Raw genomic sequence first — 14,996 nt, 5'->3', positions numbered from 1 at the left:
CAGCCCACGCTGCGGGGCGGTCCCTTTTCTGCTGCCACTGGCTGGAGTGCGCCAGTTTTGTGGGCCAGCTGTCTGGAGAGTTCAATGACAGGCGATCTGAACGATCAACATGCGCTGGTGACGGGCGCGGGCCAAGGCATTGGCGAGGCGATTGCACGCCAGTTGCTGGAGCAGGGCGCTCGCGTCACGGTGCTGGGGCGTCGCGCCGAGCCGCTGCAGAAACTGGTGCAAGAGCACCCCGGTCAATGCCAGATGGTGCTGGCCGATGTGGCGGATGAATCACAGGTGAAAGCGGCGTTTGAAAAGGCAGCGGCTGCGCAAGGTGCTATCAATATCCTGATCAACAACGCAGGTCAGGCCGGCAGTTCACCGTTCATGAAAATGGATGCCGCGCATTGGCAGCAGATGCTGGCGGTCAATCTCAGCGGCACCATGTACTGCATTCAGCAAGTGCTGCCGGCTATGTTGGCATCAGGCCGGGGTCGCATCGTCAATATGGCCAGCACGGCAGGACTGGTGGGCTATGCCTATGTCGCGGCCTATGTAGCGGCCAAGCATGGCGTGGTGGGCCTGACGCGAGCCCTGGCGCTGGAGTACGCCAAGACCGGGATCACCGTCAACGCCGTCTGCCCCGGCTATACCGAAACCGAGATTGTCAAAACCAGCATTGACCGCGTTGTAGCCAAGACCGGCCGCACACCAGAGCAGGCAATGGCTGAGTTCGTCAAATCCAACCCCCAAGGCCGCCTGGTGCAGCCGCACGAGGTGGCTGACGCCGTGCTGTGGCTATGTGGTCGAGGCGCATCAAGTATTACCGGGCAAGCCATAGCCGTCGCTGGTGGCGAAGTCATGTGACCCGGATTTTTGGAGACAGACATGAGTGAATATGCAATCGATCCAGCGCTGCAAGCTGGCAATCACAAGCTGCTGGCCGGCTATAGGGCCACGCATTTCCAGTGGCAGGTGACAGATGGCGTGGGAACCATCACTCTCAATCGTCCGGAGCGCAAGAATCCGCTGACGTTTGATTCCTACGCCGAGCTGCGCGACCTGTTTCACCAGCTCAAGTGGGCGCAGGATGTGAAGGCCGTGGTGCTGGTCGGCGCGGGCGGCAACTTCTGCTCGGGTGGTGATGTGCATGAAATCATCGGTCCGCTGGTCGCGCTCAAGGCTCCCGAGCTGCTGATGTTCACCCGCATGACGGGCGAGCTGGTCAAGACCATGCGGGCCTGTCCGCAGCCCATCATTGCGGCAGTCGATGGGGTGTGCGCGGGTGCTGGGGCCATCATGGCCATGGCCTCGGACATGCGCCTTGGCACTGCGCGCAGCAAGACTGCGTTCCTGTTCAACCGCGTGGGGCTGGCGGGCTGCGATATGGGGGCCTGCGCCATGCTGCCGCGCATCATTGGCCAGGGCCGCGCGAGTGAGTTGCTCTATACGGGACGCAGCCTGGGCGGCGAGGAGGGCGAACGCTGGGGCTTCTTCAACCGTCTGTGTGAGCCCGAGAGCTTGCCGGCCGATGCGCAGAAGCTGGCCGCCGATCTGGCCGCCGGGCCCAGCTTTGCCAACGGCATCACGAAGACCATGCTGCACCAGGAATGGGCCATGACGATTGAGCAGGCGATTGAAGCCGAAGCGCAGGCCCAGGCGCTGTGCATGCTGACCGAGGATTTCTCGCGTGCCTATCACGCGTTTGTCGCCAAGCAAAAACCGGTCTTTCAAGGAAACTGACATGGCAGACACCAGCTATCTGAAGTGGCCTTTTTTCGAGCCCCATCACGCACGTCTGACACAGTCGCTGGATGCCTGGGCACGGCAGAGCATTGCACATGCGCATGGCCCCGATGTGGATGCCGAATGCCGCAAACTGGTCAAGTCCCTGGGCGAGGCTGGCTGGCTGCGTCATGCGGTTGCGGGCACGGCCTATGGCGGTGCCGCAGAGCATATTGATACAAGAGCCATCTGCCTGATCCGGGAGACTCTGGCGCGTCATAGCGGGCTGGCCGACTTTGCGTTTGCCATGCAGGGTCTGGGCTCGGGGGCGATTTCTCTGGCGGGCAGCGAGGAGCAGAAAAAGCGCTATCTGAGCCTGGTGGCCAGGGGCGATGCGATCTCGGCCTTTGCGCTGTCCGAGCCCGACGCCGGCTCGGACGTGGCGGCCATGGCCTGCGAGGCCAGGCTGGAAGGTGATCACTATGTGATCAACGGGGAAAAGACCTGGATTTCCAACGGCGGCATCGCGGACTTCTATGTCGTCTTTGTGCGTACCGGCGAGGCTGCCGGCTCGCGCGGCCTGTCCGCGCTGATTGTGGACGCCGACACATCGGGCTTCGAAGTGGCCGAGCGCATCGACGTCATTGCACCGCACCCGCTGGCGCGTTTGAAGTTTTCGAACTGCCGCGTGCCTGCCGCTCAGCGCATTGGCGTGGCGGGCGAGGGCTTCAAGGTGGCGATGCGCACGCTCGATGTGTTCCGCACCTCGGTGGCCGCCGCATCGTTGGGCTTTGCGCGTCGAGCCATGGATGAGGCCTTGCAGCGCGCGACCAGCCGCAAGATGTTCGGCGGCGTGCTGGCCGATTTCCAGCTCACCCAGGCCAAGCTGGCGCAGATGGCCACGCAAATCGACAGCGCGGCGCTGCTGACCTATCGCGCAGCCTGGTTGCGCGACCAAGGCGAGAACGTGACACGGGAAGCCGCCATGGCCAAGATGACGGCGACCGAAAACGCCCAGCAGGTGATCGATGCTGCCGTGCAGATCTGGGGCGGCCTGGGCGTGGTCAGCGAGCAGCCCGTGGAGCGCCTTTACCGGGAGATTCGCGCCCTGCGCATCTACGAAGGCGCGACCGAGGTGCAGCAGCTCATCATCGGTCGTGACCTCATCAAAAGCCATGGCTGAAAGCGCTCACCCCAAAAAGAACATCAGCCTGTTTTGGCCAAAAGGAGTGTGAGTCATGTCGTACACCGCGCATATCGATACCTTTGCTGCCGACAACCTGCCGCCACCCGAGCAGCAGCCCGAGTTCATTTTCGAGCTGCCCGAGCTGCGGTTCCCCGAGCGGCTGAACTGTGCCGTGGAGCTGCTGGATAGACATGTGAGCGAGGGGCGCGGTGATCGCCTGTGCATTCAGGCCGAAGGCCTGCGCTGGAGTTATGCGGATCTGCAGCTCAAGGCCAATCGCATCGCCAATGTGCTGACGCAGGAGCTGGGATTGCAGCCCGGCAATCGCGTGTTGCTGTGCGCACCCAACAACCCCATGATGGTGGCCTGCTGGTTTGGCGTCATCAAGGCCGGGGGCATTGCCGTGGCCGCCATGCCGCTGCTGCGGGCCAAGGAGCTGTCCACCATCATCGACATAGCGCAAATCAGCCATGCGTTGTGCGATGCGGCGCTGCGCACCGAGGTACAGGGCGCACAGGAAAAAACCAGCACGCTCAAGGCCGTGCGCTATTTCAACAGTGTGCAAGCCGATGCACTGGAGCGCCTGATGGAGCAGGCGGGCGATGACTTCCAGGCCGTGGAAACCGCAGCGACCGATACTTGCCTGCTGGGCTTCACCTCAGGCACCACGGGCGTGCCTAAGGCCACCATGCATTTTCATCGTGATGTGATGGCGGTCTGCGCCTGCTGGCCCGTGCATACGCTGCGTGCCAATGCCGACGATGTGTTCATAGGCAGCCCGCCGCTGGCATTCACCTTCGGTCTGGGTGGGCAGGTTCTGTTTCCGATGTCCATCGGTGCCAGCATGGCCTTGCTGGAGAAAGCCGGCCCCGTGCAACTGGTGGATGGCATTGAGCGATTTGGTGCCAGTGTGGTGTTCACGGCGCCCACGTCCTACCGTGTGATGGCCCAGCAGGGCGAGCGCATCCGCCGCACCCGGTTGCGCAAATGCGTGTCGGCGGGCGAGGCCTTGACTGCCTCCACACGAGCGCTGTGGAAGGACGCGACCGGTATTGAAATCATTGACGGTATCGGCTCCACCGAGATGCTGCACATCTTCATCTCGCACCGCGAAGAGGAGGCTCGTCCCGGTGCCACCGGCAAGGCCGTGCCCGGCTATCGTGCCAAGGTGGTGGATGATGCGGGGCTCGAGGTACCGCCCGGCACCGTGGGCAGACTGGCCGTGCTGGGACCCACGGGATGCCGCTATCTCAACGACAGCCGTCAGGCCAAGTATGTGAGCCGGGGCTGGAATCTGACGGGCGATGCCTATCTGATGGATGTCGATGGCTATTTCGTTTATCAGGCACGCACCGACGACATGATCATCTCGGCCGGATACAACATCGCCGCGCCTGAAGTCGAAGAAGCCCTGATGCAGCACGGTTCTGTGGCGGAATGCGCGGTGATTGGCGTGGCTGACAGCGAGCGAGGTCAGATCGTCAAGGCTTTTGTGGTGCTGCGTGCCGGCCATGTGGCCAGCGATGCCATGGTCATGGAGCTGCAGGACTTCGTGAAGAGCCAGGTCGCACCCTACAAATATCCACGGGCCATACAGTTCGTCGATCAACTGCCGCGCACGGCCACGGGCAAGTTGCAGCGCTTTCGCCTGCATCAAACCTGATTGCTATGTTTTTAAAAGCTGCACGCGCTGATTGAAAAGCGCTGCAGGCAGATTTTGCTGAAGGAGCTGTTTGGGTATGAATGAAGTGGCAATGGCTTCAAAACGCTTTGTGACGCAGTCGCCGATTCGTTTTGCGCACTGCGATCCGGCGGGCATCATCTTCTTTCCGCAGTATCTGGTGCTGTTCAACGGGCTGGTCGAAGACTGGTTCAACCACGCACTTGGCCTGAGCTATGCGGACATGGTGCACAAGGACAATGTGGGTCTGCCCATCGTGCACCTGGAGTGCGACTTTCGCGCCATCACCCGCATGGGTGAAACTGTGGCGCTGGGCCTGTCGGTTGCCAAGCTGGGCAATCGTTCGCTGACACTCGATGTGGACTGCACAGGCCCTGACGGCCAGTTGCGTGTGAGGGCGCAGAAAGTGCTGGTCTTCACCAGTCTTCAAACCCATCAGGCCATCACTGCGCCGCAACATATCCGCCACGCAATCGAGCGTTGGCAAAGTTCATCCAATCCAACAGAAAACAGGAGTTGAACATGCAAGTACTGCTGCCTCCGGGCTGGCCTCGGCCCAAGGGATATGCGAATGGCGTGGCCGTCAGCGGCCGCCAGATCTATGTGGCCGGCATGATTGGCTGGGACGCCGAGGGCCGGTTTCATACCGACGACCTCGCGGCGCAGGCCAGGCAGGCTCTGCACAATATCGTCGAGGTGCTGCAGGCCGGTGGAGCCAGGCCCGAACATATCGTGCGCATGACCTGGTACATCACCGACAAGAAGGAATATCTGGCACAGCAGGCCGAGATCGGCAAGGCCTATCGCGAGCTGATTGGTTCATTCAACGTGGCCATGACGGCCGTGCAGGTGGCGGCCTTGATCGAGGACCGGGCCAAGGTGGAGATCGAGGTGACGGCAGTCGTGCCCGACTGATCGGCAATCTGCACACGCATAGCCGCTGGGCCTTGGGCGCAGCGGTTTTTTTACGGCTGCTGCCTTTGCAGTTTTACCGTGGTGCAGCGCGGTTTGAACAGGGGCGGCAGAGGCTGAGCTATCCTCAGGCCCAAGGAGCTGCCCTCCAGCCGTTGCAAACCCGCTGTTTTGTGAGATGCCATGAAACCGATATTTGACCCGTACCGACGCCATGTCCTTCAAGGCATGCGTGCCGCAGCATTGCTGACGGGTGGCGCCATGCTGCTAAGTGCCTGTGGCAAGAAGACACCCAAGGCCGCTGCCGTTCCTGCCGGTGCTACCGTGCTGGCGCTTGGAGACTCCTTGACGCAAGGTGTTGGCGCCAATGCAGATGCCGGCTACCCCAGCCTGCTGGCCGAGCGCACGGGCTGGAAGGTGGTGAATGCCGGTGTTTCGGGCGAGACCAGCCAACAGATTGCGGACCGTCTGCCGGGGCTGCTCGATGAGCACAGGCCATCGTTGGCAATTCTGTGCGCTGGTGGCAACGACTGGCTGCAGCGCAGGAGCGAGCAAGTTGTGCAAGGCGAGATCACGCGCATGCTGCAGCTGTGCAAAGCAAGGGCGACGCCCGTGCTGTTGGTGGCCGTGCCGGAGCTGAGCCTGGGTGCCGCGTTGACGGGGCGCATGAAGGATCACTCCATCTACCAAACCTTGGCCAAGGACAACCGGGTGGCATTGCTGCCCGATGCCTGGAGCGAGGTGCTGGGCAATAGCGCCTTGCGCGCCGATCAGGTGCATGCCAATGCCGCAGGCTATGCGCGGTTCACCGAACTACTGGTGGCTCAAGCCCGGGCTTCTGGTTTTCTGGCGTAAATCACGGCTCGGCCCAGCGGCCGAGGGCCAAGCCGGCTTCAGAAGTCCAGCAGGCTCAAGCCCACGCTGAGTACCGTGCGCTTGTTGTTGTAGTCGATCAGGCTGTCGCCATAGCCGCTGAACAGCTGAACATGCAGGCGCAGATTGCTCTTGCCGCCGTTCCAGCCTTCGCCCAGAGTGCGCAGCCACTCGATGCGACCGGAGCCCTTGCCCTTGCCCAGCGAGCCACGTGCGGTCAGGCCCAGGTAGTTCTGCTCGTTGACGTTCCAGCCCAGCTTGACTTCACCGCGACCGATGTAGTCCTGGATATGGGGGTTGTCGTCCTCGAGCGCGCTTTCCTTCATGCGCTGCCAGGCTTTCAGATGCAGTTGCCAGCGGTTGCCCAGCTCGGCCCCGGTCATCAGATACCAGCGGTTCCAGCTGCGCGAAAGCGGGTTGCTCTGGCCGTTCGACTGATGCGCTATGCCTATGCCCGAGTAGCGCCAGCGCCAGCCTAGCGGCAGTTGGGCGTCCGTCGGGTAGACGTAGAACACCTCGGGCTCGTGGTCGGTGGTGCGGAAAGGGCGCGAGATATCGCCGTTGAACAGCTGCCAGTAGGACTGCTGGGTATAGCCGAACCACAGCGAATCCTTGCCCTTCGAGGTGGGGCCGGTCAGCAGGCCGGAGGCAATCTTGGTGCGGGCCGAGAGCTGCAGGCGCATCTCGTGCTTCTGGTAGGGCTGCTCGGTTGCCAGGCCTCGGCTGGGTGAATAGGGCTGCTGATTGACCTCGTCGCCCACCACCACGGAGACCGACATGGGGCGATAGCCGCGGAAGTTGAAGGTGCCGCAGTCCGTACCGGGCTCCAGCTCGAAGTAGCGCGAGACCTCGGTGTAGCGCGGATCGCGGCAGCCGCCGTTGGTGGGCGAGAGGCCCAGGCCTCTATCGGCGCTGGCGACAGTCGCCGCAGCCGCACTGGCGGGCGCGTCGTTGTTGGCCGAGGCGGTCGCGGCAGTGAGAGCAGGCGCAGCTTGTGCGCTGGCTGCAGGCGCACTCCAACCGGTGGCCTGTGGCGCAACCGCCGGGCCTTGCTTGAGTGCCCAGGCATCAAAGCAGGCCAGGCGATCATTGTTGCTGGTGGTGGCAGAGCATTGCTGCCAGCTTTCGGGGGGCGGCAGTTCCGCGCTGCTTGCGGTGGCCGGGTTCAGGCCGCCGACCAGTGTCAAGCCTATGCTCAGGGTCAGGGGGGACTGGGTGAAGAAGCGAATACTCATGGGATCAATCAATGCACAGGCAGTACAAGGCCCGACCCTGCTCAGGGTTGGGCCTTGCGCATGATGAACGCGCGGGGTGGATCATTTTCCCCCTCCTGGTAACTGCCGTGAATTTCTGTACCGCAGCTGCCCTCGACCACCTCACCCAGCCAGGTGGAGGTGATGCGTGAGCCGTCTGCGCTTTCCTCAAGCGTGACCGTGCCTTCGTTCACATCGCCGACCATGGGGTGGCTGCTGCCCGGGCGGCTGATGCTGCCTTTGACATTGCCTTCCCATTCGGGGTGCGGGCCCAGCACCATGCGGGCGGTTTCCTCACTGCCGGCGACGGAGCCCGTCCATACGCCTTGCAGCTGCTTGTCGCTCATCTGCCAGTCTTGCGCGCAAGTGCTGGCGGGCTTGGCGTCGAACTGCGCGCAAGCATTGATGGAAAAAGCGCTGGCAGCTATGAATATCAAGGTTCTCAAAGTCATCTCGGGTCTTCAGTTGGTGGCGCCCGGCGCCGCCTGATTCTTGCGTGCAGCAAATTCTTCGCGCAGCTTGCGCAGCTTCTCGCGCGGGTCTTCCTTGGCCGTGGCTGCATCGAGGCCCATCTCCTTGATGAAGCGGCTGGGCTGGCAGGCCACCATTTCGCGGCCTTTCTTGCGGCGCTTGGTCCAGCTCACGGCCAGCGTGCGCTGGGCGCGGGTGATGCCCACATACATCAGGCGGCGTTCTTCCTGCAGCCGCGCTGCCGTTTCATCGCTGACCTTTTGCTGCTTGCCGTCGTCGTCGTCGAGCTTGAACGGCAGCATGCCCTCGGTCACCCCGACCTGCATGACATGGGGCCATTCCAGACCCTTGGAGGCATGGAGGGTGGAGAGCACGACCATGTCCTGCTCCTTCTCGCGCTCGCTGATGGTGGACAGCAGGGCAATGTTCTGCGAGACCTCCAGCAGGCTCTTGACCTCGGTCTGGGTGCCGGCGCCTGCAGCATCTTCTATCTGGCCGCCGGCTCGCTGGGCCATCCAGTCGCAAAACTCCAGCACATTGCTCCAGCGCGCGGCGGCGACGGACTCGCTGTCTTCGCTGTCATACAGATACTGTTCGTAGCCAATTTCCTTGAGCCAGTCGATCAGAAAGCTGCGTGAGGCTTCAAAGCCCAGGGTGTGGCGGGCGCGGTATTCCAGGTCGTTGATGTAGCGTCCGAATTCCAGCAGACTGTCGAAGGCCTTGCGTGGCAGCGCCTCCGGGAGCATCGCATTGAACAGCGAGCCGAACATGCTGAGCTTGTGCGCAGCGGAGAATTCCCCGAGCTTGCCCAGCGTGGTGTGACCAATGCCGCGCTTGGGGGTGCCGATGGAGCGCAGAAACGCCGGGTCGTCGTCGTTGTTGATCCAGAGACGGAACCAGGCGCACAGGTCCTTGATCTCGGCGCGGTCGAAAAAGCTGGTGCCGCCCGAGACCTTGTAGGGGATGCTGGCCTTGCGCAGCGCCTTCTCGAAGGGCTTGGCCTGGTGGTTGGCGCGGTAGAGGATGGCGAAGTCCTTCCACGCGGGCTGCGGGTTCATATTGGCACGCAGGCTCTGGATGCGGGCCACGGCGCGCTCGGCCTCGTGCTCTTCGGTGTCGCAGTCGACGATGCGTACGGGTTCACCCTCGCCGAGTTCCGAAAACAGTGTCTTGGGAAACAGCTTGGGGTTGGGGCCGATCACATTGTTGGCGGCGCGCAAGATGGCGCTGGTGGAGCGGTAGTTCTGCTCCAGCTTGATGACCTTGAGCTGCGGAAAGTCCACGGGCAGCTTCCTGAGGTTGTCCAGCGTGGCGCCACGCCAGCCGTAGATCGACTGGTCGTCGTCGCCCACGGCCGTGAAGTGGGCGCGCTCACCCACCAGGAATTTCAGCAGCTCGTACTGCGTGGCATTGGTGTCCTGGTATTCGTCCACCAGTACATGGCCCAGCAGGCGTTGCCATTTCTCGCGCACCTCGGGGTGGCCGCGCAGCAGACGCATGGGCATGCCGATCAGGTCGTCGAAGTCCACGCTCTGGTAGGCGGTCAGGCGCTCCTCATAGCGCTGCATGATGAGCGCGGTGCTGCGTTCGTTGTCGTCCTGCGCCATGGCCAGGGCCTTGCGACTGTCCCAGCCCTGATTCTTCCAGCCGCTGATGGTCCACTGCCACTGGCGTGCCGTCGCCACATCGGTGGTGCCGCCTGCGCAGTCCTTGAGGATGCCGGTGACGTCATCGGTGTCCAGAATGCTGAACTGAGGCTTGAGACCGAGAATGTGGCCGTCCTCGCGCACCATGCGCACGCCCAGCGAGTGGAAAGTGCAGATCAGCACCTCCTTGGCCTGGCGGCCTATCAGACCTGCGGCGCGTTCGCGCATTTCGGCGGCGGCCTTGTTGGTAAAAGTAATAGCGGCAATGCGCCGTGGCGCCAGACCGGTTTCGATCAGACGGCCGATCTTGTGCGTAATCACACGGGTCTTGCCCGAGCCGGCGCCTGCCAAAACAAGGCATGGACCTTCGGTGTAATGCACGGCCTGGAGCTGAGCGAGGTTGAGACCAGCAGACATGAAGCAGAGTGACCCATCATCAAAAACAAGGACTGGGAGCATACCGCTTCGCTGTAAAGAGCCCTGATGACAGCGCTCACAACTGACAAAAATCAGGGGCTCAGCGAGCCCTTCACCTACACGTGCACTCTGCTGTTACTTGAATAATTGTTGTAATAAGGTGTTAGTTGTGTAGCGTGAAGATTGCATCATGTCCGGCCTTGATCCCGACAGCGCCAGCGAATTGGCGATGGTTGAGGGATTCATTGTCTTTTCCTCAACAGTCAGGGTGCTGTGCATGGCGAGAACCATCGGTGAAGTGAGCTTGGCCGCAGAACTTTGGACGCCTGCCGTGCAGCAGCGCTTTGAAGCGCTGTTCGCCGTCGCAGCGCGCAAGTCGCTTTCCGCCTGGCGTCAGGTTCCGCGGCATGCGGCCGAAGTGCTGGTGATCGAAGGGCTGGATAGCCTGCTGGCCAGGGCAGAGGCGAGAGCCCCTTGCGTGGTCTATCTCGGCGGCGAGCCGGCCATGCAGCCGCTGGGGCGTTCTTCCCAGGGCTGGGTAGTACATCTTGATGTGGACTTCACGTTGTCCGATTTGATCGACATGCTCGACCGGGCTGCGGTTTTCCTCATGGACTGGAGGGCTAGACACCGCAGCAGCGCAGGCCTGAGTCTGCAGCGCGCCTTGGAGGAGCTTCAGCAGCAGGGGGCTGGGTGCCTGCATCGCTTTCAGATCAAGTCCTGGATCGCCTTGCCCGGCGGCGCCAACAGCGCGCAGAACATGCGCGTGCTGGCGCTGCTGTCGCGCGGGCCCATCGATGCCAGATCGCTGGCCGAACATGCCGGCATCGAGATGCGGCAGCTCTGGGCCCTGTTGTCGCTGCCCCAGCTCCAGTCCGTGCTGAGCTGCAGCCAGCCTGGCAGCGAGGAGCCCGCCGCCGCTGCAAAGCCGAGCGTTGCCAGGCAGCCGGCCGCTGCCGCGCCGCTGCAATGGATCAGCAAGCTGACGGGCTGGATTACCCGTGGAGGACGTACATGACATCTTTCATGCCCATGCAGCCTGGTCAGGGCCTGCTGCGGGTGAGTCTGCTGGGGCCCATGGGCATAGGCAAGACCACGGCTCTGCGCAGCCTGTGCGGGGAACTCATGGCGGGCAGCGATGTGCGCAACTTGGACAAGGCGGCGCACCACAAGGAGTTCACCACGGTCGGAGCGGAGTTTGGCGAGATTGACCTGGGCTCTGGAGAGCGACTGCAACTGGTAGGTAGCCCTGGTCAGGATCGTTTTGATTTCGTGCGCCGCTGGGTGCTTTCTGCATCGGTGGGCGCGTTGCTGATGGTGGACGTCAACGATGCGGGCGCGGTGGACTACGCCTGCGAGATGCTGATGGGGGTCGCAGAGCTGGACCGGGCACCTTTGATGGTCATTCTCAGTTGCCGTCCCGTCAGCGGAGCAAGGCTGGAGGCATTCAGCTCCGCCCTGGTTGCCAAAGGCCATGACCTCACCCCGCTTGTTGAGGCCGATCCACGTGATCGCCAGCAGATGCTGGATGCCCTGAGCGTGCTTGCATCGCTGTTGTCCTTGCAAAGTCAAACTCTATGAAGGCCCATACCTCCCTCGTGATTCCGCGACATGTCGTGGAGGCCGGTCAGGAAATCCTGGCGCGCGTGGTCGCCCCGGTGGCGGGCGTCCACATCGCCTTGCTCTGTACCCCTGACGGTTTCGAGATTTCAGCGCTGCGCATTCGCAGCGAACTGCCGACCGAACGACTGTCGGCCATGGCGGGCTCGCTCATGGCCATGGCCAAGGCCGTGGCCAATGAGATCGGACACAAGGATTGCAAGCGCCTGACCTTCGAGACGGAGTCGGGTACGGTGGTCTTCCAGGCGGTGAACGGCTCCTTCCCGGCCGTGCTCTGCCTGGTGGTGGATCAGAACGCCTTGCTGGGTCGCGCACTGTGGGCGGCCGGTGAGGTCGCCACAGGGTACCTGCCCTCTTGATCACAGGTTCACTGGAGTTCTGAGTCTGAGTGGGTGCGCCTCGGGCGCACGAGTTCCTTGTCTTGCTTTTTCAAAAGGTGGATTTATGGCCTCTATCCAGGATTCTCTGAACGCTTTGATGACCACAGACGGTGCCGTCTGTGGCGCTCTCGTGGACAGCGCCAGCGGCATGCTGATGGGCAGCGTAGGCGGCGGCGTGGACATGGAGCTGGCTGCGGCCGGCAACACCGAGGTCGTGCGTGCCAAGATCAAGACCATGCGCATGCTCAATCTCAACGATCAGATCGACGACATACTGATCACTCTGGGCAAGCAATATCACATCATCCGTCCCGTGGCCGCCAATGATGGCGTGTTCTTCTATCTGGTGCTGGACAAGGCTCGTGCCAACCTGGCGCTGGCGCGCCGCAAGACTGCCGATGTGGAAAAGGAACTCAAGCTCTGACGCGCTGTCCTCGTATCTGTCACAGCAGCCTGCCTTGCGCAGGCTTTGTTTTGGGGTAGGTCTGTACTGAAAAATTTTCATAGAAGGCCGCGAGAGGGTTGGAGCCGGTCGCTGTCACAATTTGTGCGTGTTGTCCGTTTTACTCATCACCTTCCCCTTCTTTGCATTGGTGGCTTGCGGCTTTGCCGCCACATGGCGCGCCGTCCTGCCCCAGGCGGCCATTCCTGGCCTCAATGCCTTTGTGCTGTACTTCGCGCTGCCTTGCATGCTGTACCGCTTTGGCGCGCAGACGCCGATTCATCAGCTGCTCGATATCCATGTCACCCTGGTCTATCTGTTCTGTGCGGCGCTGATGGTGGGCGTGACCGTGTTGCTGACACGCAGACGCCTGGGCTGGAACGATGCCGCATTCGGCGCTTTGGTGGCCGCGTTTCCCAACACCGGCTTCATGGGCGTTCCCATGCTGGCGGCGCTGCTGGGCGCGCAGAGCGCGGGGCCGGTGATCGTGACCATGACCATCGACATGGTCATCACCACCTCGGCCTGCATTGCGCTGTCGCGGCTTGATCTGGCGGGAGGGCAGGGGATCTGGTTGGCGGTACGCAATTCGCTCAAGGGCATGGCGTCCAATCCCATGCCCTGGTCGATTCTTCTGGGCGGTCTGGCGTCGGCCATGGGCTGGGTGTTGCCCGGCCCGGTGGACAAGACCGTGGCCATGCTGGCCGCAGCAGCTTCGCCGGTGGCCTTGTTCACCATCGGTGCGGTGCTGGCGCGCTCGCAGATGAACAGCCATGAGCGCGTGGCGGCGCGCGACTATGTGCCGATTGCGCTGGCCAAGCTGCTCGTCCATCCGCTGCTGGTCTGGACTGTCGGGTTGGCGGCGATCTCCATGGGCTTGGGGCTTCAGCACGAAACCCTGGTGGTGCTGGTGCTGCTGGCGGCCCTGCCTTCGGCCAGCAATGTGTCGCTGCTGACCGAGCGCTACGGCGCCCACAGCGGCCGCGTGGCGCGCATCATCCTGGTATCGACCAGCCTGGCCTTTCTCAGCTTCTCCGCCGCGGTGGCGCTGATGACCTGATCAAAAACAAGAGCGGCTTGCGCAAGGCTACCCTGCGCAAACCGATGTTTGTATCCTGAATCTCAGATCAGGCATGCCCCGAGAGAGGCAGCCAGCAAGAGCCGCCTCGCAGCAAAGGCTGCCGTCCCCTTGAGGGGAAGCCGCGAAGCGGCTCAGGGGTGGCTCAATACTCCCAGAACATCCGCTGCAGTTCCTTGGTATTGGCGCCCTTGGTCAGCGCCAGCATGGTCAGCAGGCGTGCTTTTTCGGGGCGCATATCGTGGGCGACCACCCAGTCGTACTTGTCGTCGGGCTGCTCGGCATTGCGCAGCACAAAGCCGTAGGGCACGCGTGACGAGCGCACGATGAACACGCCCTTGCCGCGTGCATCCTGCAGCGGCTTGACCATGCGGTCGGCCACCGAGCCATTGCCGGTGCCGGCATGGACGATGGCCTTGGCGCCGGCATCGACCAGGGCATTCACGGCCGTGGGCTGGACGCTGCCATAGGCATAGACGATGTCCACCTGAGGCAGCTTGTCGATGTTGTCGATATTGAACTCGGAGTTCATGGTGTGGCGCTTGACGGGGGCGCGGAACCAGTAGTTCTTGCCCTCGACCACCATGCCCAGCGGGCCCCATTGGCTCTTGAAGGCACCGGTCTGGATGTTGATGTCCTTGTTCACATCACGGGCGGTGTTGATCTCGTCATTCATGGTGACGAAGACGCCCTTGCCCCTGGCGTCCTTGGAGCCTGCCACGCTGACGGCATTGACCAGATTCAGCGCGCCATCGGCGGACAAGGCCGTGCCCGGGCGCATGCTGCCGACCACGGCAATGGGCTTGTCGGTGTGCACGGTCAGGCTCAGGAAGTAGGCCGTCTCGGCCAGAGTGTCCGTACCGTGGGTGACGACGATGCCGTCCACATCAGGCTGCTTGGACAATTGCGAGACACGCTTTGCCAGGGTCAGCAGATTGTCGTTGGTAAAGCTCTCGGACGCGATCTGGAACACCTGCTCGCCGCGCACATTGGCGATCTGGGCCAGCTCGGGCAGGCCGGCCAGCAGCTTGTCCACAGGCACCTTGGCGGCCGTGTAGGTGGCGCTGTTGACGGTCGAGGCACCGGCACCCGCAATCGTGCCGCCCGTGGCCAGCACCACCACATTGGGTTTGGCTGCCTGCGCCTTGGCCGCCTGCGCGGCCGCAGGCGATGCATCCTGCGCCAGTGCTGCGCCGGGGCCGGACAGAACGCCCAGAACGGCAATGGTGGCGGCCAGCAAGGACTGGCGGAAGACTTGTTTTTGCATGAAGTAGTGCTCCGTGATTGAATGAAACGGCCTCTTGTGGAGCCGAGCCTCACACCA

Annotated in this window: 16 protein-coding genes; 12 read left to right on the top strand and 4 right to left on the bottom strand. The window is 62.6% G+C overall.

The window, feature by feature from the left end:
* The first annotated feature begins 84 nt into the window (after positions 1–84).
* From AC1RTQ_RS22045 to AC1RTQ_RS22015, 7 genes are all read left to right on the top strand, one after another.
* Positions 85–855, top strand: a complete 771-nt coding sequence (locus AC1RTQ_RS22045) for an SDR family NAD(P)-dependent oxidoreductase (protein ID WP_492878922.1) — start codon at positions 85–87, stop codon at positions 853–855.
* A 21-nt stretch (positions 856–876) separates the two neighbouring features.
* Positions 877–1,731, top strand: coding sequence for an enoyl-CoA hydratase family protein (locus tag AC1RTQ_RS22040; protein ID WP_302093018.1), 855 nt, complete (start codon positions 877–879; stop codon positions 1,729–1,731).
* A gap of 1 nt (position 1,732) precedes the next feature.
* Positions 1,733–2,896 (top strand): acyl-CoA dehydrogenase family protein, encoded by a 1,164-nt coding sequence (locus tag AC1RTQ_RS22035; RefSeq protein ID WP_492878919.1) that lies wholly within the window; start codon positions 1,733–1,735, stop codon positions 2,894–2,896.
* Positions 2,897–2,951: 55 nt separating this feature from the next.
* The gene (locus AC1RTQ_RS22030) at positions 2,952–4,562 is read left to right on the top strand and encodes a benzoate-CoA ligase family protein (RefSeq protein WP_492878917.1); all 1,611 of its coding nucleotides are present in this window, start codon (positions 2,952–2,954) and stop codon (positions 4,560–4,562) included.
* A gap of 76 nt (positions 4,563–4,638) precedes the next feature.
* Complete coding sequence (locus tag AC1RTQ_RS22025; RefSeq protein WP_492878915.1) at positions 4,639–5,100, top strand: acyl-CoA thioesterase; 462 nt, start codon at positions 4,639–4,641, stop codon at positions 5,098–5,100.
* Positions 5,101–5,102: 2 nt separating this feature from the next.
* On the top strand, positions 5,103–5,495 hold the full coding sequence (locus AC1RTQ_RS22020) for a RidA family protein (protein WP_182285441.1): 393 nt from the start codon (positions 5,103–5,105) through the stop codon (positions 5,493–5,495).
* A 180-nt stretch (positions 5,496–5,675) separates the two neighbouring features.
* Positions 5,676–6,347: a GDSL-type esterase/lipase family protein gene (locus AC1RTQ_RS22015; RefSeq protein WP_492878913.1), complete on the top strand. Its 672-nt coding sequence runs from the start codon at positions 5,676–5,678 to the stop codon at positions 6,345–6,347.
* A 38-nt stretch (positions 6,348–6,385) separates the two neighbouring features.
* Here the strand turns inward: AC1RTQ_RS22015 and AC1RTQ_RS22010 are convergent, their stop codons facing one another.
* From AC1RTQ_RS22010 to AC1RTQ_RS22000, 3 genes are read right to left on the bottom strand one after another with little or no spacing between them, the layout of a single operon-like run.
* On the bottom strand, positions 6,386–7,600 hold the full coding sequence (locus AC1RTQ_RS22010; protein WP_492878911.1) for a phospholipase A: 1,215 nt from the start codon (positions 7,598–7,600) through the stop codon (positions 6,386–6,388).
* A 41-nt stretch (positions 7,601–7,641) separates the two neighbouring features.
* Complete coding sequence (locus AC1RTQ_RS22005) at positions 7,642–8,070, bottom strand: hypothetical protein (protein ID WP_492878909.1); 429 nt, start codon at positions 8,068–8,070, stop codon at positions 7,642–7,644.
* Positions 8,071–8,079: 9 nt separating this feature from the next.
* Positions 8,080–10,152 carry an ATP-dependent helicase gene (locus tag AC1RTQ_RS22000; protein WP_304350617.1) on the bottom strand — a complete coding sequence of 691 codons (2,073 nt, stop codon included), beginning with the start codon at positions 10,150–10,152 and terminating at the stop codon, positions 8,080–8,082.
* A gap of 190 nt (positions 10,153–10,342) precedes the next feature.
* Between AC1RTQ_RS22000 and AC1RTQ_RS21995 the strand changes: the two genes are divergently transcribed.
* From AC1RTQ_RS21995 to AC1RTQ_RS21975, 5 genes are all read left to right on the top strand, one after another.
* Positions 10,343–11,170, top strand: a complete 828-nt coding sequence (locus AC1RTQ_RS21995) for a hypothetical protein (protein ID WP_492878907.1) — start codon at positions 10,343–10,345, stop codon at positions 11,168–11,170.
* Positions 11,167–11,733: a GTP-binding protein gene (locus AC1RTQ_RS21990; RefSeq protein WP_492878905.1), complete on the top strand. Its 567-nt coding sequence runs from the start codon at positions 11,167–11,169 to the stop codon at positions 11,731–11,733. The genes AC1RTQ_RS21995 and AC1RTQ_RS21990 overlap by 4 nt, the downstream gene beginning before the upstream one ends.
* Entirely contained in the window at positions 11,730–12,131 is a 402-nt protein-coding gene (locus tag AC1RTQ_RS21985; protein WP_302093027.1) for a roadblock/LC7 domain-containing protein, read from the top strand. The genes AC1RTQ_RS21990 and AC1RTQ_RS21985 overlap by 4 nt, the downstream gene beginning before the upstream one ends.
* 85 nt (positions 12,132–12,216) lie before the next feature.
* Positions 12,217–12,576, top strand: a complete 360-nt coding sequence (locus tag AC1RTQ_RS21980) for a hypothetical protein (RefSeq protein ID WP_003078024.1) — start codon at positions 12,217–12,219, stop codon at positions 12,574–12,576.
* Positions 12,577–12,703: 127 nt separating this feature from the next.
* On the top strand, positions 12,704–13,654 hold the full coding sequence (locus tag AC1RTQ_RS21975; RefSeq protein ID WP_302093028.1) for an AEC family transporter: 951 nt from the start codon (positions 12,704–12,706) through the stop codon (positions 13,652–13,654).
* A 163-nt stretch (positions 13,655–13,817) separates the two neighbouring features.
* On the opposite strand, the gene AC1RTQ_RS21970 is transcribed toward AC1RTQ_RS21975, so the two are convergent.
* Positions 13,818–14,939, bottom strand: coding sequence for an asparaginase (locus AC1RTQ_RS21970; protein ID WP_302093029.1), 1,122 nt, complete (start codon positions 14,937–14,939; stop codon positions 13,818–13,820).
* Positions 14,940–14,996 lie beyond the last annotated feature (57 nt).

The sequence above is a fragment of the Comamonas sp. GW821-FHT11H03 genome (assembly GCF_058807955.1).
Note: the sequence above shows the minus strand (reverse complement) of the source record. Positions and strands in the feature narration are given on the sequence as shown.